The organism is Methylibium sp. (assembly GCF_965279545.1).
GTDB lineage: Bacteria > Pseudomonadota > Gammaproteobacteria > Burkholderiales > Burkholderiaceae_C > Methylibium.
The window spans coordinates 152882-173074 of record NZ_OZ257250.1 but is presented as its reverse complement, the minus strand read 5'-3'; the positions used below and the strand labels follow the sequence as shown (position 1 = coordinate 173074).

Sequence of the window (20193 nt, the reverse complement as noted above, 5' to 3'; positions counted from 1 at the left end):
TCGCATGAACACCACCACCCTTCACCGCACCATTGGCCGGCCCGCGCACCCGCCGTTGTTCGGCTTCGGCCGAACGATCGACACACCTGCCGAGCAGTTCGCCGCCTGGCTGCCCTATTCCGCCTACCTCGCGGCCGAGAAACTCTTCGTCAACCGCGACAGCCTGGGTTTCATGCTGGAGTTGATGCCGCAGTCGGGCGCCGACGAGCGCATGGCCGAGGTGCTGATCTCGCTCTACGCCAACTGCCCACCGGGCACCGGGCTGCAGTTCCACCTCTTCGCATCACCGCACATCCGCGAGCAACTGCGCCGCTACGCCAACCTGCGCGTCGAGGACGTTGACCAGGCCGACAAGGCCCAGCACTGGGGCCGCCCTGCCCGCAACGACAACCTCTTCCGGCGGCTCGCGCGTCAACGCGTAGGCCACTTGCTGCACGGCGCCCAGCACTCGCTGACCACGGGCTTCCACTACACCATCCGCGACTTCCGGCTGATGCTGAGCGTGAGCCTGCCGGGCGATGCCGAGGACCTGACCCGGCGCGACGAGATCCTGACCTTGCGCGACTCGATCGGCTCGACCTTGCGCTCTGCCTCGCTGCCGAACCAGATCTGCGACGCGGCCGACCTGATCAACTGGTGCGCACTCTTCACCAACCCGGACCGCATCTCACAGACCGACGCACCCAACCTGCACTACGACGATGGCCGCGAAATCCGCGACCAGATCGTCGACTTCGACACCATCCAGGATCCCCACCCGGGTGGCCTGACGCTGTGGAAGGAAGGTGCCGCCGACGTGCTGGAGGCGCGCTTCTACTCGATCAAGAGTTTCCCGGAACGCTTCGCGCTGTGGCAGATGGGCTCGCTGATCGGCGACCTGATGCAGCCGGCGCTGCAGTACACCGCTCCCTTCTTGCTGACGATGGGCGTGCACGTGCTGGACCCCAACGTCACCAAGTCGATCGTCACCGCGAACCACGTGCGCGCGACGCAGAACGCCAAGAGCAAGATGGCCGACGTGATGCCCGACGTGGGCAAGAAGCTGCAGGACTGGACCGCAGCGGCCGAGGCCATCGACACCGGCGGTAGCCTGGTCAGCCTGTACCACCAGCTCGCCATCTTCTCGCCGCCAAGCCGCGCCGTGTCGGCCCACGAGACCGCCAACGCAATCTGGCGCGGGCGCGGTTTTCAGCTCAACGCCGACACCTACATGCACCGGCAGGCGCTCCTGGCCAGCCTGCCGATGACGCTGTCCGAGCGCTTCCACCGCGACCTGGCCAAGATGCGCCGCGTCTCGCGCAAGACCATGGCCAACGCCATCCACCTCGCGCCGCTGATCGGCGAATGGCGCGGCACGCGCACGCCGGCCCTGGTGTTCGGTGGGCGGCGCGGCCAGCTGATGACGCTGGACCTGTTCGACAACGACCTGGGCAACTACAACTTCGCGATCATCGGCGCGCCGGGATCGGGCAAGTCGGTGCTGATGAACGAGATGGCCTGGTCCTACCGCGCCATCGACGCCAAGGTCTGGATGCTGGACCTGGGCCGCAGCTTCGAGAAGCTGTGCCGCAAAGCCAAGGGCACCTACATCGAGTTCAAGCCCGATGTGAACATCTGCCTGAACCCCTTCTCCAACATCGTCGACATCAACGAAGACATCGACATGCTGGTGCCGGCCATCTCGAAGATGGCCTCGATGTCGCGGCCGCTGGACGAGGTCCAGTACAAGGCCATCTCGGCGATGGTGCTCAAGCTGTTCCGCGCGCACGGCAACGACCTGACCGTCACCGCGCTGCGCGATGCGTTCAAGACCGGGACGATCGAAGAGCTGGGCGTGCGCGAGGACGCGCGCATCAAAGACCTCGCGATCATGCTCAATCCCTATGCGAAGGGCGGCCAGTACGAGCGCTTCTTCGAGGGCCGCAACAACGTCGACTTCGCGAACGACTTCGTGGTCATCGAGAACGAGGAGCTGAAGCGCCGGCCCGATCTGCACGCGGTGGTCAACATCCTGCTGCTGCACCAGATCACCGGCGAGATGTATCTGACGCGCAACCGGCGCAAGGTGCTCTTCATCGACGAGCTCAAGCAGCAGCTCGGTGACATCGGAGCCGACGATCCGGTCAAGGCCGCGGTGGTCGAGGAAGCCGCGCGACGCGCGCGCAAGTACGGCGGCTCGCTCGGCACCGCGACGCAGAGTGCCGACGACTACTACGGTTCGGCACAGATGGAAGCGGCCTTCAACTGCTCGGATTGGGTCTTCCTGCTACGCCAGAAGCCCGAGTCCATCGAGATGCTGGACCGCAAGGGGCGGCTGTCGATGGACGAGGCCAAGAAGCGCCTACTGAACTCGCTGCGCACCGAGCCGGGCGTGTTCTCGGAGCTGTACATCTCCTCGCCGGTCGGCGAAGGCGTGGCACGCAACATCCTCGACCCGGCGACCCACCTGCTGTTCTCGAACAAGCTGGAGGACAACGCACCGATCGACGAGCTGCGGGCGCAAGGCCTGAGCATCGATGACGCGATCAGCGAACTGCTGCGCCGCCGGGGGCACGCGGTATGAGGGCCGCCATGTCCCTGGCGCTCCATGGCGCGGCGACCTTGCTCGTCGTGGCGGTGGCCATCGCCGCCTACGACCACTGGGTCGTGCGGCCGGCGCTGCGTGTCGGTCTGGTCGACGTCGGCGAGGTGTATCGGCAGAAGGAAGCCGAGTTCACCTTGATCCTGACCAAGGCCGGCTCCGACGACGAGCGCCAGAAGGCCATGGCGATGGCGCGCGTCTTTGCCCAGCGCCTGCCGCTCGCCCTGGAACAGTTGCCGCTCGAGTGTGGCTGCCTGGTCGTGCTCAAGAGTGCGGTGGCCGGCGTGACACCGCGCACCGTCGACCTCACGGCGCACCTCAAGCGCAAGGTGGAGGCGCCATGAACCTCACGGATTCCGCTCGGGTCCAGGCACTGGTCCTGCTGCTTCGCCACATGCGGCAACGCTGGTACCTCTACCTGCCCGTGTTCGCGATCTGGGGCTTTGCGTATGTGCGGCTCTTCGCGGACCCGACGCCACGGGTGCCGGTGCTGTTCAACTGGACGCCCAGCCTGCCCTGCCGCGTGGCTTGGCTGCAATACGGCGCCCACGAGCTGAAGCGCGGTGACTATGTCGTCTTCGCATTCGACGGCGAAGCGCAGCGTCAGTACCCTGGCCTGCACGGCCAGCCCTTCTTCAAGATCGTGCGCGGCGTCCCGGGCGACACCGTGACGGTGAACGGTCGCGTGGTCGCGGTCAACGGCGAAGCCGTCGGCACAGCCAAGACCCATACCTTCGACAGGCGCCCGCTAGACCCGATTGCCGCGACGGTGATTCCGGCCGGCCACTACTACGTGCAGGGCACGAGCCTCGACTCCTTCGACTCGCGTTACCGCGCGAGCGGCCTGGTGCGCGCCGACCAGGTGCTGGGCACGGTGATCCCGCTCTTCTGAAAGCCCCCCGATGAACCGCGTCCATCCCGTCCTCTTGTGCGCCTGTATCGCGATGCTGGCCAAGGTCGCCGCCCAGCCAGCGTCCGCACCATCGGATGCCGACATGCCGATGGCCGACTACCTCGGCCTGCTCAAGCAGATCGCACCCGCTGCCCGCGATGGCGCGCAGGCCTATGCGCAGGCGTTTCAGCAGCGTTGCGGCCGAGCACTCACCACCGCGGAGTTGCGTCGCGCCACTTCGGCGGGAAGCGGCGATCCCGTGTTGATGGGCATGATCCGCGCGAGCCAGGTCCGTGACGCCAAGGCGATCACCGAGTTGGGCCAGCGTGTCGCGTGTGGAGACCGGCGATGAAGTTTGCCGTGACTCCAGGCCTGGTCGTTGTGTCGCTGCTCTGTGGATCGATCGCGCACGCGGTCGATCTCGGCGCCATCGGTCCCACCTACGGCATCGCCGAACCGCATCTGCTGGCCGACATCGAACGCCGCTTGCGGGAGAAGGAGCGCAGCGGCGAACTGCAGCGCCTGATCGACGAAGCGCGCACGCGCGGGGTCGACGCCGTGCGCCAACCGGCACCGGTGGCCGGCGTGCGTGCGACCGACACGCCGCGCACCTTCTATGTCGACCCCAGCTTCACGCTCGACCGCAACATCGTCGATGCCAGCGGCCGGCTGCTCTTTGCGGCCGGCACGCGTAAGAACCCGCTGGAGGTGGTGTCGCTCAGCAAGCGGCTGCTGTTCTTCGACGCCAGGGATCGCCGGCAGGTCGCACGGGCGCGCGAACTCATGTCGAGCTACGAGGGGCATGTGAAGCCGATCCTGACGGGCGGCTCCTACCTGGACCTGATGAAGTCCTGGCGCATCCCCGTCTACTACGACCAGCAGGGCGTGCTGACCCGGCGCCTGGGCATCCGGCAGGTGCCGGCGCTGGTGTCGCAGGAAGGCCAGCGCCTGCGCATCGATGAGGTGGTGCTGCGATGAATGGCCGATCCTTTACCGTCCGGCTTGTTCTGGGCCTGGTGATGTTACTGAGCGGCGCGCTGTCGCACGCCTCGGACAGTCTCACGTGCACTGGCAAGTTCCCGAACCCGATCACCGACATCTGCTGGTCCTGCATCCTGCCGATCAGCATCGGCAGCGCGACCGTCGGCAACTTCGACGGCCAGGAAGACATCCCGAATCCGTCGAGCCCGGTGTGCAGTTGCGGGGTCAATCCGACCATCGGCCTGTCGATCGGGTTCTGGGAGCCGGCGCGCCACGTCGAGGCGGTGCGCAAGCCCTTCTGCCTCGCGTCGCTCGGCGGCGTCGATCTCGACCCGGGAATCAGCGCGCCGTCGGCAGCCCGGTTCACTCGTCCGGAGGGCGATGGCGACGGAGGCAGCTTCTACCAAGCGCACCTCTACATCAACCCGGTCCTGTACTGGATGGAGGTCGTCACCGACTTCCCCTGCCTGGAGCGTGGTTCCTTCGACCTGGCCTACCTGACCGAAGTCGATCCGCTGTGGAACGACGACGAGTTGACCTTGATCCTCAATCCGGAGGCCGTGCTATTCGCCAATCCGCTGGCCATCGCGGCCTGCGCAGCGGACTGCGTCGCCGCCACCGCGGGCTTCGGGATCGCCGAGATGTTCTGGTGCGCAGGCTGCCAGGGCGGCGTCTATCCGTTCGACGGCCACGTGCCCTACCACATGGGTGGCGTGCGCACGGCCGCACTGCTGGCCCAGCGCCTGACCGCCAAGATGCACCGCGAGCTGCTGGCCTGGGGCTGGCATGGCCAAGCGGGCCTGTGCGGGCCGTACTTCCTGCCCGCGATGGACAAGACCGCCTACAAGACCCAGCTCACCTACCCGATTGCCAACACCGGCAAGGACGGCGGCCGCTGCTGCCAGCCTTTCGGACGCAGCACGATCGTCTGGGGGGCAGGCAAGGAGTACCCGGTGCGCGGCGAGGACTTCGCGTTCATGTTGTTTCGCAAAAGGAACTGCTGTGTGGGCTACTGATCGCCATCGTTCCTGGGCTGCGTTGGGCTTGATGCTGGGCCAGGTTCTGGCAATCCACGCAGCGCACGCGCAGACGACGCCGACCGTCACCGAGGCGGACATTGAGCGCGCCAAGCGGTCGCAGCCGAGCATCACCGAACAGGACGTGCAGCGGGCCCGCGAACGCAATCGCATGCCGACGGATGCCGAGTTGCGCCGGGTGCCTGTGCCTTCGACGCCAAACATCGACGCGTTGCCCAAACCGGCGACGCAAGCTCCCGTGGACCTGGAGGCGCTCGCGCACGGCTTCGACGCGCAGACCGGGCAAGCCGCGCTAAGCCCGAAGGCGGGCCCGGTCCTGCTCGTCTTCATCAGCTTCGCAATGCCCGAAGCCACGCTCAGCCGACTGGTCGATCAAGCCGCCCGGACACAGGCGTCGTTGGTGTTGCGAGGCCTGGTCGACGGCTCACTCGTCCACACGGTCTCGCGCGTGCAGCAGCTGATCGGCACACGCAAGGTCGCGGTACAGATCGATCCGCAGGCCTTCGACCGCTACGCGATCACCCAGACACCGAGCTTCGTGCTGGTGCGCGACGGGACGCAACCTCAGCCCTGCGCTGGCGGTCTGTGCGTGCCCGGCAACGGCTTCGTCACCGCTTCGGGCGACGTGAGCCTGGACTATGCCCTGTCGTTCTTCCAGCGATCGGCGCCCGGCTTCGCGAGGGACGCGAGCGGCTTCCTCAAGCGACTCAAAGGTTGAGGGGCCACCATGCGCAAGCTCATCGTCTGGGTCACGCTGTTCTGCTTCGTCACGACGCAGACTGCTGCGGTTGCCGGGCCGCACGAAGAGGGCGTTGCCGCAGGCCAGGCCACCAATCCCGTCGCGCGCGGCAGCGTCACGGCGCCGAATGCCACGGCTGTCGTCCCCGGCTACACGACCACGCCGGCCGAGTCCGCCTACTACCGCCAACCCAATCTGGCGGCCCAAGGCAACGCGCGACTGGCCCTGTGCGCGACGATGCCGAATGACCCCGTGTGCCAGGCGCAGCGCGGCGCAACGAGTTCGGCCAACACGCCGCGCTCAGCGGTCAGCGCCAACGACCCCGCCGTGCTGGCCGCGCAGGCGATCGTGCGCAGCCCCTCCTCGGTGCTGGAAAGCCTCGCGTCCTACTACAACGGCTGCACGACCACGACGACGACCCAGCCGGCCGGTACGCAGATCAAGAGCTGCTTGCGCTACGTCGGGGTCGGCAACTACAGCTGCGCGAATACGCTGTCGGTAGGCATCGACCGCACGACGAACTGCACGCCAGGCGACTGGTTCGCTCACGCGGGCTCGGGCGGCACCGGACTCGACGCGCAGTGCACGCCGGACCGCCCCGAGACTGCTCAACACTTCCGCGTCACCCAGGACGGCTCGCCGCTGGCCTTCTTCGACGTGGACATGACGACGCCGGTCGTTTTCCCGCAGATGGTCGCGGTACTGTCGACCAACTACTCCTCGATGACGGGCCTGCCGATCCGCACGGGTGTCTGGGTGGCCGACAAATCCTGCGCCGGCACGACCTGCAGCCTGACCGCCATGATCGCCGCGGAATCGCAGGAGACCTGCACGGGGAGTGGTGATTCGGGCACCACCTGCACCAGCGTCGAGCCCTTCCTGAAGCGCTACGCCGCTTGCCGCGCCGGCACGCAAAGCGGCGACAACATCCAGGACACCGTCTGCCAGGGTGACAACGGCTGCACGTCCACCGTGCTGGACGTCGGCAAGTGCTACGCCCCGGCAGGAGGCTGGACGCCCTACCCCGGGATCGACATCACCGGCAGGGTTCCGGGCAACTACTGGAACATCGATGCCGACCGTGCGGTGGTCGGCTGGGATCCCAATCCGTCTTACGGTCCGATCCCGACGATGCGGCTGAGCTACACCAAGCCGCTGACCGCCGTCGCCGAGACCGACCGCTGGGACGATCAATGCCCGGCCTTGGCCGACGGCGGGCGCTGCACGGTCAGCTCGGCGTCGGTCTGCGTCGATGGTCCCGCCACCAAGATGGTCGACGGCGTCGCGGTGACGCGTGACTGCTGGCGGTACCAGAGCACGATGAGCTGCAGCAGCGCTGCGTCGCTCGACCAGTGCGCGCCACTGGTGGCTGGTGGCTGCACGCCGACCTCGACAAGCTGCCAGCGAAGCAATGCGGCGACCGGTGCGTGCGAGGTCTACGCCGACAGCTACAGCTGCCCCGTCGCGGCGCAGACCGTCACCAGCGCCAGCAACTGCCCTTCCAACGTCTTCTGCTTCCAGGGCAGCTGCTTCGACATCAGCACCACCAACGATGCCGACTTCGGCCGCAGCATGTCGATGCTGGAGGCGGCGCGCGAGTCTGGCGTCTACCTCGACACCGACCGCATGCAGGTGTTCAAGGGCGAACAGAACCGCTGTCGCGATCGGTTGCTGAAAAACTGCTGCTACAGCGACGGTGCCGGCGCCGGTATGACCAACCAGAGCCTGTTCGGCACGGGCTCGCGCCTGGTGTTCGATGTGCTGATGAACGCAGAGAACCAGCAATTTATCTACCAGGGCATGTCAGCCCTGCTGCTGGGCGGTGGGTTCAGCGGCACCTTCACGACCTACGGGGTGACCGTCGCGGTCAACGGCGCCGCACTGCCGGCGGGGTCGGTGGCCGTCTACGCCAGCGACAGTCTCGTCGTCGCGTTCGACCCCTGGTCGCTGGTGATCGCCGTGATCATCTACATCATCATGTCCATGATGTCCTGCAACGAGGACGAGGGCAAGCTGGCGATGAAGGAAGGGGCCAGGCTCTGCCACACGATCGGCACCTGGTGCTCCTCGTGCATCCGCATCCTCGGCGCCTGCGTCTCCTGCATCGAGCACACGACGTCCAAGTGCTGCTTCAACTCGATGCTCGCGCGCATCGTCAATGAACAGGGGCGCGCGCAGGTCGGCAAGGGCTGGGGCGGCGCCGAAAGCCCGGACTGCTCTGGCTTCACCATCGCGCAGCTGCAGTCGCTGGACTTCGCGGCAATGGACCTGTCGGAATTCTATGCATCGCTCGTGCCGGTTATGCCGGACGTCGGAGCACTGCAGACCAACAGCGCGGGCCGGGTACCCACCTGCTACTACGGGCAAGGGAGGTGCCAATGAGATCTCGCCTCACCTTGTTGGTGGTTGCGGCGGCCCTGTGCTCGCAGCAGACCCTCGCCCAGCAGCGCGTCTCCGTGTACGACGCGCGATCACTGCTGGTTGCAGCCATCGACGCCCCCGACGGCCAGGCGCACGGCGCCCTGACCGGTGACATCGCGGACGCGATCACGCAGCGTTTCAAGGGGACGACGCCGATCTACGTCGACGTGAGCACCGAGCGCCGCTACGCCCAGGCGGGCTGCAGTCGGCTGAAGGTGCGCTTCTGGCAAGACGGCGTGCAGCTGCCGGGTGCGCCGGCGCCGCGCCGCCAGACCATCGATTTCGGCATCAACTACTGCCGCGACGGCTTGCCGCCGAAGTCCTTGAACTGAGGTGCACGATGACGATACGCCACCTCCTCGCAACCGCGCTGCTGTTCGTCTCGGCGCTCGCGCAGGCCCAGGCCCAGCCTCGAGGGTTGCCGGATCGATTCTGGGGTGACGCCTGGCGCGGCTGGCACTTCTACGAGGATCCCGAACCCGAGTTTGAGCGCCTACCTCTTCCGCCACCCAAGGCCTCGGCGGCCACGCCCAAAACCAACTCGCCGACTCCAACGGCCAAGGCGCCGGAGCTCGTGGAGTTCGAGCGCCTGCAGAAGACGCTGGAGGACGTGCGCAACATCGCGATCATGCGGCCGACCGAAGGCAACGTTCGCCGCTACATGGAGCTGGAATCGCAGGTGGTCGCGCGGGCTTCGACCTTTGCTGACGTGGCGCAGCGCGTCGCCTGGTCCACGCCGGAACTCGATCCCACGCTGCAGGGCCGGCCGGTGAACGCCAAGGCGCTGGAGGTGTTCGAGCAGCAGCAGCTCGCGGACCGTTCGCGCTCGATCACGGAGCTGGGCCGTGACCACGTGCTGATCTTCTTCTTCCGCGGCGACTGCCCCTACTGCCATGCCTTCGCACCAACGCTGGAGGCATTCCAGGCCCGCCACGGCATCCGCATCGAGTCGGTGAGCGTCGACGGCGGCGCGATGCCGGGCTTCCCCGACGCACGTCGCGACAACGGCATCGCCACAGCGCTTCGAGTGACCCAGGTCCCCGCCGTCTACCTCGCCCAGCCCTTCAGCGGAAAGATCACACCGATCGGCTTCGGGGTCCTTTCCGAAGCGCAATTGCTCGAACGCATCACCGCCGTCTCGGCGCCTGGCTACGACGCCATGCTGCCCAGCGCCACACGGCAGGTCGCCCTGCCCTAGATTCCAAGGAGTGCCTCATGGCCCGCTCGCCTCTCCGTCGCGCCTGTATCGCCGTTGGGTCCCTCGCGCTGGTCCTGCAGCCCCCGTCGCTGCACGCCGGCGATCTGAACGCCGAGGTGAACACGATGTTCAACAACCTCGGCGCGATCGGCAACTACACCGCGCCCGGGGCCTTCCGCGGTCAGACCTTCAACACCTACACCGGTGGCAGCTTCTTCATGCGCTCGCCGAACAAGGTCTACCAGCTTGCCGCAATCCAGTTCCCGAGCGCCAAGGCCGGCTGCGGCGGCATCGACGTCTTCGGCGGCTCGTTCTCGCACATCTCGGCCGAAGAGTTCAAGAACATGCTGAAGAACATCACGGCCGCGCTGCCCGGCATCGCGTTCCAACTCGCCCTGGAGGCGGTCTCGCCTCTGCTGGGCGGGCTGACCAAGTGGGCAAAGGGCTTGGAGACCTGGATCAACAACGCACGCATCAACTCCTGCGAGACCGCCAAGGCGATCGTCAGCACGGCCGCGGAATCCGCCGGCTACAGCTCGCAGGAGACCTGCGCAGACCTGGCCATCGAGATGGGCCTGGAAAGTGATCGCGACGCCGCCCGCCGGCGCTGCGCCACCGACCGGCCGAGCATCCTCGCATCGGCCCGATCGTCAGGCGACGCCAGCGTGCGCAACAAGGCGCCCTTCGTCGGCAACCTGACCTGGAAGGCGCTGCAACGTACCGGCACCTACCTCGACGATCAAGAGCGCGAGCTGATCATGAGCATCGTCGGCACCGTCATCTTCTATCCCGAAGATGCGGCGCGCGATCCGGAACCGATCGCACCAACGATCACGTCGATCAGCCAACTGCTCTATGGCCAGGCCACCGGCACAGGAACCAACGTGACCCAGCACCTGCTGCGATGCAACGACTACACGAACTGCGACGTCGTGACGCTGAACACCGGCTACACCAGCACCCCCTTCACCGCGCTGGTCGAGAACATGATGCGCTCGATCGCCGACAAGATCGCGACCCGCACGGCCATCGCGAACAACTCGGCCGAGGTGGGGTTCGTGAACCAGACGACGGAGCCGGTCTACAAGATGCTCTCGATCGGCGCCAGCATCCCGGGTTCGGGCCTGAGCGACAGCCTGATCGCGCAGTACCGCGACGTCATCGCCGCCGACTACGCCTACGTCTTCCTGGAGCGCAACCTGCGCCTGGGTATGGCCGCGCTCGACAAAGACTACCTGCTGCAGCAGGGGCAACGCGAGCAGGCCATCGTGGTCAGGCAGCGGGCGCAGGCCGTACTGCAGCAGATCGCCCAGGAGAAGAACGCGCTGTACCAGAAGGTGGGCTCCTTTCGCGCCGTGTCCAGCCACCTCGAGCAACTCGAACGGCAGCTGCGATCCAGCATGCCGCAGCACGTGATGGACATGCTGGGCCACCAAGCGGCCTACCTCGCCCGCTGAATTCGTTCGCCACCCAGTGCACTCGCCATGTGGGAGATCTACGCCTACCAGAATGCCGACAGTCTGTTCGGCATCTTCAACGCGGCCGCTGCCATCCATGCGTCGAGCGACTATGCCGCCGCGCTGGCCGCGGTGGCCTTCTGCGGCTTCGTGGCCGCGCTGCTCGCCTACGCGTTTGCGCCGGAGAAGCTGCAGGGATGGAAGTGGCTCGCGACGGTGCTGCTGGTGTTCGGCATCCTGATCGTGCCGAAGGTGACGGTCGGCGTCGTCGACAAGACCGGTGGCTCGGCCGTCAAGGTGGTCGGCAACGTGCCCTTCGGCGTCGCGGTGCTGGGTAGCCTGACCAGCACGATCGGCCACACGCTGACGGGGCTGTTCGAGACCGCGTTCCAGGTGATTCCCGGCGTGGGCGGGCTGCCGGCCGAACTCACCTATGAGCAGCACGGGCTGATGTTCGGCAACCGGCTGATTCGCGATACCGGCAAGGTCGTGTTCCAGGATCCGAACTTCCGCACCGACCTGATCAATTACATCAACAACTGCACGATGTACGACCTGGTCGACGGCACGCTCGACCCGGCGACGTTCTCGGCGTCGGGCGACGTGTGGGCGTTGATGGCGACGCCCAACCCGGCGCGCTTCAGCACCTTGACCGGCGGCGGTGCGGTCAACGTGGATACCTGTCCGAACGTCTACACCAACCTCAATGGCCGGCTGCCGGCGCAGATCACCAAGATCCAGGGGCAACTCGCGTTTGCGTTGAATCCGACGCTGCCCGCCGCGACGGCCGCCGGCGTGATCGCCGGGCAGATCCAGCAGGCTTACCTGAAGAACAGCATCGCCGACGCTGCGGCCACGGCCGCCGACCTGATCCGGCAGAACGCGGTCATCAACGCGATCAACGACACCAGCAACATCATCGGCCAGAAGGTCAACGATCCGGCGGCGATGGTGCTGGCCGTCGGCCGCGCTCAGGCGACGGCGCAGCAGAACGCGACCTGGTTGAACTATGGCAAGGTGGCCGAGCAGGCGCTGCCGGTGTTCAGGAACGTGATCGAGGCGGTGACCTATGCGCTGTTTCCGCTGCTGGTGCTGCTGCTCCTGCTGACCAGCGGACGCGAGACGATGATCGCGTTCAAGGGCTACGCGGCGATCCTGATCTGGATTCAGCTGTGGCCGCCGTTGTACGCGGTGCTGAACTACATGGCTTCGGTGTACGCGGCATATGACTTGGCGGCCGCGGCCGATCTGGGGACCGGGGTCAAGGCCTTGTCACTGCAGACGGCTTCGACCATCTATTCGGGGGCGATTTCTGGGGAAGCGATCGTAGGGTATCTGGCGATCAGTATTCCGTTCATTGCGTGGGCAGCGCTCAAGCGCATGGAGAACTTCGGGACGGCGCTGGTGGGCGGGCTGTCCGGGCTGCAGGGGACGCTGTCTGGCAGCACGGGCTCGGCGGCGAGCGGCAACGTGAACATGGGCAACGTGGCGATGGACCAGATGCAGTTGGCGCCGAATCGGACTTCGGCGTTCATGGGTAGCTTGCAGAACGATTTGACGGGGAACACGTTCTCGTCGAATGCACTGACCGGGCGCACGGCGGTCAGCCTGCTGCGCAACCAGGGGTACGCATCGCGAGTCGTGTCGATGCGGGTGTCGGAGCAGGATGTCAGCGACGCCGGCCGTCAGGTCGTAGCAGCGCGAGGGGAAGCGGTCGCGGCCAGCACCGAGCGTTCAGCCGTGTTGTCAGAAGCGTTCTCGCGTGGATTGGCGAAACTCCGCTCGTCGCGCACAAGCAGCGCATCGACCTCGAGCACCTTCGAGCAGATGGGTGAGTCGCTGAACAGCTTGGACCAGATCTCGAAGAGCGTGGCGAATAGCACGGGTCTGTCGCAGTCTCAGGTCGCCAACATTGCATTCGGTGCTGCCGGACATCTCGGCATCGGGGGTCGTGCCGGACCTGTCAGCGCCGGCCTTGAAGCAGACGCGCGCGCACAGAAGAGCTATCTGTCTGGCCTTACTGCTCAGGAGCAAAAGGTACTAGGCAGCATGACCAGCGAACAGCTATCCGAGTTCAAGCAGTTCGGGGACCGGGTATCACGTGACACCAGCCTCATCGCGCTGTTCGCGAGCGATTCGCGCGAGGTCAGGGAGATGGCGTCCCGACTTTCATCAACCGTGGCGCGCTCGTCGCGCGCCGACGCCACGCTGTCCGAACGTACTGCATTTTCCGAACGAGTCTCTACAGCTCATGAGAAGGGCGAGGTGATCTCGATTGACATCGCCCAGGACCCGCACAACATTGAGATGTTCACACGCTTTGCCGAGCAGTACGGCGGCGACAGCGCAGCCGCTCATAGCCTGATGTCGGCCGAACTGGCCAGGCGGTCGCTGGTACCGAACCGCCAGTTCTCGGACGGCACAGCACTGCCCGTGTCGTTCGGCGACATTCGTGGCGAGCATCAACGCCAACGAGGGGGCCCAGAGCTCGTGCCCGACGTAACCGGTGCGCACCGAGCCGGCCAACAGAGGATGAGGCGATTTGGTTCATCGGAGGCAATGCGGCCCAACGCACCTACTGCCTCGCCAATGCGTGATGAGATCCGAAGTCGTCGCCAGGAAGTGCGCTCGCAGGCCCGTTCAGACCAAGCCGGCTTTGACGCCAAGTCCGAAGTCATCCACACAGAGGACGGAACACTTGCGTCACGGAAGTCCTTGCTCAAGCAATCAGCAAAGCAAGTGAAGGAGGATGCTGGGGCGACCTACGACAACGCGAAAGAAGCCGTGCGCGATCTTCTGAAGAAGAAGTAGTCAGCCGAGCCGGTCCGGATCGAACTGATGCTTGTCAGGCAAGCCGTCTGGCGGCTTCATGAACGGTGGGTACCCCTTATCCCGCCCATAGTTGGCCGCTAAATCGTCAGCGGAAGTCCCGTCACCAGTCAGCCCATCACGCCGGCGCCAACGATCATCACCGCCGACGGCGTTCACCCTGCTTCCGATGAATGCGATGGCAGCGCCAACAGGGGCGGCAAAGAGGACACCAACGCACATCATGACGATCCGGGTACCCCAGTCATCACGAGCGGCAGCCAGCAGGCCCGCCAGCGCACCTAGGACGAGGACTGCGGTGAAGACAAGCTTTCTCATGGTCGGCGATCCATGCGTGCAAGCGTACCTCAACGCTATCTTTTTTCAAGCCAGCTTGAGTCGCCAGACGCCAGCCGCATCAATTGACCTTGTGAGGTCGTTGGGTCGTTCCGACATTGAGAAGCACGCTCGTTGGAAGTCTTCTCAAGTTCGATGGGGTGATACAAGAGTTGCTCGAGACCAGTAGACCTTGCGACCCGCCTCAGCCTGTCCGCGATCTAGGCAGACCCGACTTGATGGCATCCAGCAGTTCACCACGCAACGCGTGGAGATCCAACAGGATCGTTGCAGTGCCATGGTTGGTGAGCTCGGACGTCAGTTGCCGCGCGCTGACGAGTGACACGACGTCGCCCGATGTAAGCAGGTATCGGGCTGGGATCTTGGACGCAGTGATCTTGGCATGCACCGGTCTTATCGTCTTCAGGGATGGTCGCAGCCGCAGCACAGATACACCTCGCGACGTCAGAGCGCGCAGAGCACGAAGAACGAGGATGTCGCCGAACAGGTATTTCCTGCGGCGGCCATGCTGACGCTGCCCCCTCGTAGGCACGGCGGGTAGCAGCACATCGGACCGGGCCAGGTAGTCGAGCATGTAGACGGACCAGCCACTGAGCTGTGCAGCGTCTGAAGCGGACCAGAGCTCTTGCTCCATATATTGAGTACTGTACATTACTCAGTATTTTTCAGGCGATACACTCCCCCCATGCAGACCAGCCTGAGCACAACGATACCGTCGATCCACCTGCGCCGACTGCGGTCGTGGATGAGCGCTGCCGATGCGTCCGGGCCGATTTCCACCAATCAGCCAAGCACGGGGCTGCCCTTCCAGAGGTGGTTCAAGTTCAAGGAAGCCTTCGCTCCGCAGTTGGTCTTGGACGTGCTCCGCGATAGCGAGCGCACTGGAGTCGAACGTTGCCTCGACCCTTTCGGGGGCTGCGGTACCACGGGGCTGACTTGTCAGTTTGCCGGCGTCCATCCGGTTCTGATCGAGGTCAATCCCTTCATCGCGGACTTGGCCGAAGCAAAGCTGGCGACGTACAACCCAGACGCGTTGAGCCGCGATTTCGTATTGGTGCGCGACAAGACCCGCGAGCGGCTCACCGTCGACATGCGTTCGCTTGCCGCCGCGCCCCAAACCCTGTGCGAGCCCGGCGACGGAGCGCGCTGGCTGTTTCCCAAGACCGTTCTGACGCGACTGCTTCAGTATCGCGAGGCGATTGAGCAGTTGGAAGACTTCACGAACCGCCGCTTACTGCGGGTTCTCCTAGGCTCCGTGGTGGTCGGAGTCAGCAACGCTACGGTAAACGGAAAAGGGCGCAAGTACCGCGGCAGTTGGATGGAGCAACAGCGCACCGCGAAGGACGTCGACCAGAACTTTCACGCGGCGTTTCTCAACGCCATCAGCGACATCCAGCGCTATGGTGTCAGGCCGACGCCTACCTACGAGTTGCTGCGCGGATCTTGTCTGCAGAAGATTGCTGACGTCGAACCCTGCGACCTGGCAGTGTTCTCGCCGCCCTACCCCAACTCCTTCGACTACACCGACATCTACAACCTCGAGTTGTGGGTCCTTGGCTATCTGAAAACGAAGGCCGACAATCGAGCCCTGCGCCAAGCGACACTCAGGTCCCACATCCAGGCGGGGGGCCAGTACAGCTATGTCACGGCCAAGTCAGCCATGCTACGCGAGTTGCTCCAGGATCTCTCGTCGCAACGCGATGAGCTCTGGGACGAGCGCCTCCCTGACATGGTTGGCGCGTACTTCGAGGACATGCAGAAGCTCCTGGCGCAGCTACGCACCACGCTGAAGCCCGGCGGCCGGGCGGTCATCGTCATCGGCGAAAGCTGCTACGCCGGCACCAAAGTTCGTGCGGGCCACATCACAGCGCAGATCGCGCGAAGCGCAGGCTTCAGCGTCAAGCGACACACGCGGCTGCGCACCATGCGCGTCAGCGCTCAGCAAGGCGGCGAGAGAGAGTTGGAAGAGCGGCTCGTCGAACTGGTCAACGACTAAGGGCAACCCGGCGTCGTCATGAAGTAGCGGCGAGAAGCGATCTCAACTTCTGCCGCACGACTCTCCACCTCCGGCATGTCCGCATCGACCTTGCGGCCGTCATAACAGCACAGGAAGGATGGCCCAGAGTATTTCTCTGCCTTTCTGTAGTCGAGTGCCTGCTGAATCCCCGAAAGCGCCCACTCCCGGTTCCACTTCGGCGACTTGTCTGGTCGGAGCACTTTCAGTTCCATGATGCAGACTTCGACCTCCCCCTCGGACGCAAGCGCGCCGTGCTGCTTCCATCGCAACAACCGTACGTCGCCTCGGCCCAAGTACGTGAAGAACTCCTCTTCGACCACAATGCCCTTGGGACGCACGGTGAGCTCGAAGTATCCGCGCAGCGAACCTTGGATCTGCTGCTCCGGGTGCGGGTTGAGTTGGCGTTCTTTGGCCTTGGCCCAAACTCGACATCGGCCCTGGTGCGGTCGAGTCCATTCCTCGTGGAACTGATCGAGCAAACCATCCACCTGAGAGAAGTCAAAGGCGGTGCCCGCGACAGCGCCGAACATCAGCTTCTCGCAATCATTGACGTCGGCCGATCCACGACGCACCATAGCCAAGCGCATCTTAGGAACGAACACCAACGCGACCGCACTTGCGTCAACGTTCTTGGACAGCCACTTCAATGCGTCGGACGCATCCTTGAAGGCAACTTTCCGGCGTGCGACCTTACGAAGGCCCAACGAACATGAATGGACCTGGCCGCCGACATCCTGATCGAAGAGCCCACGAAACGAAGGCGCAAGCTCCAACCCCTCTAGTAGTTCTTCAGCGTCAACATCGCCCGCGAAGACGAACAGGCACGCCTTGCTGGTCTTGATCTGCGATGCGTCCGCATGGTCCAGCCACTGCTGCATCCACTTGGAGGCGTCGTCGATGAACTGGTCCTCCGTGCTAAGCGGATCCTCCGTGCCGAGCCTCACTTCCCGGATGACTTTGAGCGCATCAGCCCTGCTGACGAGTCGACCAGCGGTGCCCGGACTGGTCGCGGGCTTCGGCGTTGCCTTGGTCATGCTGCCAGCTTCTCCAGGTACTTGAGGTACAGACGCAACTGGTGCTGGCGCCCTGGCATCGCGCCGGCGGGGGCAGTACTCGCGATCTCCGTGGTGGCGCGTTGAGATAATCTCTCGATAGGATTTCGAAACGAGATCACCGCGTACTTCGATGCCCAACTCTGGTTGTAGGTGAGGTCGTGATCGGCCGCGACGACTTCCGCCCCTTCGGCGACGGTAGCCATGGCTACACAGAGGTCGGTCAGGAAGTCGAGAACCAGCCTGCACCACTCGCTCTCCTCAATCCAGCGGGCGACCAGGCTGCGGCCGCCTTGCGACAGGCTGAACTTGACATCGAGCTGAAGATCAGTCGACTCGGTGCTCCAACGAAGGTCGCCCAGATTGATCAGGCCTTGAGCGGCCAAGCGCTCGACTTCGAACTGAGCGCCAGGGTAGTAAGGCCCCCGATCGTGCTTCAGCACGAACTCACTCGGCGGGGCCGTGTCGTAGAGATGCGCAAGGGTGTTGGAGAGGAACACCAGGCGATGGAAAACGGCGACCGGGAGCGGCGTCAGGCCTGCGACAGTGGCTGCGCGCATCAACAAGAGCATCCACGCGCGCAAGTGATCCTGCGTCAACGGGAGGTTGTGCTCAGCGAGCATCCAGCGCCTCCTTCAGCAGTCGGTTGTACGCGGCTTCCTCCTTCTTCAGCGACTTCGGCTTGGCGGCGATCTCCAGCAGGTTGATGACACGCCTCGGGATCTCGGCCCTGGGGGTTGAGCGACGCGTCTGCCCAAGGCCGAGAAGCGACCCAATCATGTTCTCCCGGTTCAGATTGCTCGACGCAATGACCGTGTGCCGTATCTTGGAGTTTTCATAGGTGAAGTCCCGGAGCATCCGACCGGCGCGCGCGACAAAGTGATGGTCAAGGCTAGCCTCTGGAGTTTCGATGACGAGCATCGTCGGCGCGCCCCGGTCCACAGCCGTACGCAGCACAGCCATGCGAAACGCTAGGTCCAAAAACTCCTTCTGCGACTCGGAAACCTGCGTAGCGGCTTCCCGTGTGCGCATCGTCTGCGACGTTGCCGAGCTCATCTTGACGATGAAGCTTGGGAACTCCATTTGAGCTCCTGACTGGCCTAGCGTTCGTCTGGTCAGCTGATATTCGAGTTGACAATCCTCTTCAAGAAATGTCGTCGCGAATCCGGAGAATTCACGACAGATCTGTTCCGCAACCTCTGAAATTCGGTCTCTAGCCTTACCGAGGAGAACCCGATACTGCTTGCGTTTCGATTCCCACTCACCACGCTGTTCATCCAGATCCGACTCTGCGGCAACGAGTTGCGCCCGAAGCGTTGCAGTCCTCTCGTCCTGCATAGGACCTTGCGCACGAAGGTCGGCGATGAGAGATGTCAGCTTGGCTTGCTCGCGCCACTCCTCGCGTTGATCTTCTTTGAGCGAACGCAGTTCCTCTCGACTCTGTTGTAGCAGCGAGCGCGTGCCCTCGTACTGAAGCGCGAGTTCACTGACTTGTCGCTCCAGCTTCTTCAATCGTGCCGGCGTGATCTCCGTCACCGCGTCGTCGCCGGCTGCCACTTGAGGAGTTTCGCAGACTGGGCACGCATTGACGGCCTGAAGGCGCCGCAGTCGCTCCTGCGCGTGGTGGACATCGCTGCCGCACACCAGGCAACCGTCATTCGCCAACAGACGACCCAGTGTCAGTTCTGTAGCGGCGGGTAGGCCAGGGAATGCATGTCGGAAGTATTGTTGTTCGACGTGACGGAGCTTCAATCGAGCCTCATCCAGCCGCTGCTCGCTCTCGAACTCCTCCTTCTCAAGGGTCTCGACGCGTTGCTGAAGCACCTCCACATTGCTCGTTGCCTCGGTGAGGTTTTCCTCTGATGCCGCTTGCCGTTCTTCCAGGACGACTAGCGAATCTGCGGCGCCGTCTTGAGGCGCGGCCGCCTCCTCCAGCAGCGCGAGTTCTTCGCGCAGCTCATTGAGATGCCAATTCCGGTTGCGAATCTTGCTGTCCAGTGCGTAGATCTCGTCCGACAGCTTGACGCAATTGCGGGACAGTGCCGCATTCAAGAAGAGGATGCGCAGCAACTCGAACTGGCCTTCCTCACCCCACAAGAGAGGAGACTTCTCTTCGAGGAAGAAGACCAGATGGCGTACGACGAAGTCGAAGTCCCAGTCGGACTGCGCGCCCGACAGTTCCTTCACGAGATCAAGGTACCGCTCCTCGTCCGGGTCTTGCAGCTTCGTCTTGTTGTGCCAGAGCTCCTTGACCTTGAGGTTCGCTAGGCTGCGCGTGATCTTGATGGTGTCCTGGCTGCCAAAGGCGAACTCCAATGTTGCTTCGGCGTCATGAATCGGCCCTCCGATGCGCGCAGCGAAGTACTCGAAGTTCTTGGTCTTCGTTCGCTCATGCCGTCCCGATCCCGGCCGCATCAGATCGGCCTTCTTTGGCGTGTGAGGACCTGTGAGCACCCACAGCATGAGATTCAGGAGCGTGGTCTTGCCAATGCCGTTGATGCCGACGATCACCGACATGCCCGGCAGCAGATCAACGCTGAATCCACTTCCGTCCCCTGACCCTGGATACAGGGCATAGTTCCTGACTGCCAACGAGCGCAGTACAGGGAACCGCACTTCACTGCTCATCCGCCTCCCCAAATTCTTCTTAAAA

At 64.3% G+C, this 20193-nt stretch carries 18 protein-coding genes; 13 read left to right on the top strand and 5 right to left on the bottom strand.

Annotated elements, in window-relative coordinates; all coding sequences use genetic code 11:
* The first annotated feature begins 4 nt into the window (after nt 1-4).
* The 12 genes from traC to ACQY9S_RS00720 are packed head-to-tail and all read left to right on the top strand — an operon-like array spanning nt 5 to nt 14117.
* A complete protein-coding gene (traC, locus tag ACQY9S_RS00775) occupies nt 5-2563 on the top strand; it encodes a type IV secretion system protein TraC (RefSeq protein WP_428422669.1) in 2559 nt (852 codons plus the stop codon).
* A gap of 8 nt (nt 2564-2571) precedes the next feature.
* The gene (locus tag ACQY9S_RS00770) at nt 2572-2925 is read left to right on the top strand and encodes a hypothetical protein (protein ID WP_428422668.1); all 354 of its coding nucleotides are present in this window, start codon (nt 2572-2574) and stop codon (nt 2923-2925) included.
* Nucleotides 2922-3473, top strand: coding sequence for a conjugative transfer signal peptidase TraF (traF, locus tag ACQY9S_RS00765; RefSeq protein WP_428422667.1), 552 nt, complete (start codon nt 2922-2924; stop codon nt 3471-3473). Before ACQY9S_RS00770 ends, traF (ACQY9S_RS00765) begins: the two co-directional genes overlap by 4 nt.
* A 10-nt stretch (nt 3474-3483) precedes the next feature.
* Nucleotides 3484-3825 carry a hypothetical protein gene (locus tag ACQY9S_RS00760; RefSeq protein ID WP_428422666.1) on the top strand — a complete coding sequence of 114 codons (342 nt, stop codon included), beginning with the start codon at nt 3484-3486 and terminating at the stop codon, nt 3823-3825.
* Nucleotides 3822-4451 carry a type-F conjugative transfer system protein TraW gene (traW, locus tag ACQY9S_RS00755; RefSeq protein ID WP_428422665.1) on the top strand — a complete coding sequence of 210 codons (630 nt, stop codon included), beginning with the start codon at nt 3822-3824 and terminating at the stop codon, nt 4449-4451. The genes ACQY9S_RS00760 and traW overlap by 4 nt, the downstream gene beginning before the upstream one ends.
* 41 nt (nt 4452-4492) lie before the next feature.
* Nucleotides 4493-5470 (top strand): TraU family protein, encoded by a 978-nt coding sequence (locus ACQY9S_RS00750; RefSeq protein WP_428425539.1) that lies wholly within the window; start codon nt 4493-4495, stop codon nt 5468-5470.
* A 31-nt stretch (nt 5471-5501) separates the two neighbouring features.
* Nucleotides 5502-6209: a type-F conjugative transfer system pilin assembly protein TrbC gene (gene trbC, locus ACQY9S_RS00745; RefSeq protein WP_428425537.1), complete on the top strand. Its 708-nt coding sequence runs from the start codon at nt 5502-5504 to the stop codon at nt 6207-6209.
* Between the two features lie 9 nt (nt 6210-6218).
* Nucleotides 6219-8612 (top strand): type-F conjugative transfer system mating-pair stabilization protein TraN, encoded by a 2394-nt coding sequence (gene traN, locus ACQY9S_RS00740; protein WP_428422664.1) that lies wholly within the window; start codon nt 6219-6221, stop codon nt 8610-8612.
* Entirely contained in the window at nt 8609-8983 is a 375-nt protein-coding gene (locus ACQY9S_RS00735) for a hypothetical protein (RefSeq protein WP_428422663.1), read from the top strand. The genes traN and ACQY9S_RS00735 overlap by 4 nt, the downstream gene beginning before the upstream one ends.
* An 8-nt stretch (nt 8984-8991) precedes the next feature.
* A complete protein-coding gene (gene traF / locus ACQY9S_RS00730; RefSeq protein ID WP_428422662.1) occupies nt 8992-9849 on the top strand; it encodes a conjugal transfer protein TraF in 858 nt (285 codons plus the stop codon).
* 17 nt (nt 9850-9866) lie between these two features.
* Nucleotides 9867-11306: a conjugal transfer protein TraH gene (locus tag ACQY9S_RS00725; RefSeq protein ID WP_428422661.1), complete on the top strand. Its 1440-nt coding sequence runs from the start codon at nt 9867-9869 to the stop codon at nt 11304-11306.
* A 27-nt stretch (nt 11307-11333) separates the two neighbouring features.
* On the top strand, nt 11334-14117 hold the full coding sequence (locus tag ACQY9S_RS00720; protein WP_428422660.1) for a conjugal transfer protein TraG N-terminal domain-containing protein: 2784 nt from the start codon (nt 11334-11336) through the stop codon (nt 14115-14117).
* Here ACQY9S_RS00720 and ACQY9S_RS00715 read toward each other — a convergent pair whose 3' ends face one another.
* Together ACQY9S_RS00715 and ACQY9S_RS00710 are read right to left on the bottom strand one after the other, a co-directional pair.
* Nucleotides 14118-14453 carry a hypothetical protein gene (locus tag ACQY9S_RS00715; RefSeq protein WP_428422659.1) on the bottom strand — a complete coding sequence of 112 codons (336 nt, stop codon included), beginning with the start codon at nt 14451-14453 and terminating at the stop codon, nt 14118-14120.
* Nucleotides 14454-14655: 202 nt separating this feature from the next.
* Entirely contained in the window at nt 14656-15045 is a 390-nt protein-coding gene (locus ACQY9S_RS00710; protein WP_428422658.1) for a hypothetical protein, read from the bottom strand.
* A gap of 111 nt (nt 15046-15156) precedes the next feature.
* Here ACQY9S_RS00710 and ACQY9S_RS00705 point away from each other — a divergent pair, with 111 nt between their 5' ends.
* Nucleotides 15157-16467: a hypothetical protein gene (locus ACQY9S_RS00705; RefSeq protein WP_428422657.1), complete on the top strand. Its 1311-nt coding sequence runs from the start codon at nt 15157-15159 to the stop codon at nt 16465-16467.
* Here the strand turns inward: ACQY9S_RS00705 and ACQY9S_RS00700 are convergent.
* From ACQY9S_RS00700 to ACQY9S_RS00690, 3 genes are read right to left on the bottom strand one after another with little or no spacing between them, the layout of a single operon-like run.
* Entirely contained in the window at nt 16464-17522 is a 1059-nt protein-coding gene (locus tag ACQY9S_RS00700; RefSeq protein ID WP_428422656.1) for a hypothetical protein, read from the bottom strand. The two genes, ACQY9S_RS00705 and ACQY9S_RS00700, sit on opposite strands and share 4 nt — an antisense overlap.
* On the bottom strand, nt 17519-18163 hold the full coding sequence (locus ACQY9S_RS00695; protein ID WP_428422655.1) for a hypothetical protein: 645 nt from the start codon (nt 18161-18163) through the stop codon (nt 17519-17521). The genes ACQY9S_RS00700 and ACQY9S_RS00695 overlap by 4 nt, the downstream gene beginning before the upstream one ends.
* Nucleotides 18153-20168 (bottom strand): AAA family ATPase, encoded by a 2016-nt coding sequence (locus ACQY9S_RS00690; RefSeq protein ID WP_428422654.1) that lies wholly within the window; start codon nt 20166-20168, stop codon nt 18153-18155. Before ACQY9S_RS00690 ends, ACQY9S_RS00695 begins: the two co-directional genes overlap by 11 nt.
* Nucleotides 20169-20193 lie beyond the last annotated feature (25 nt).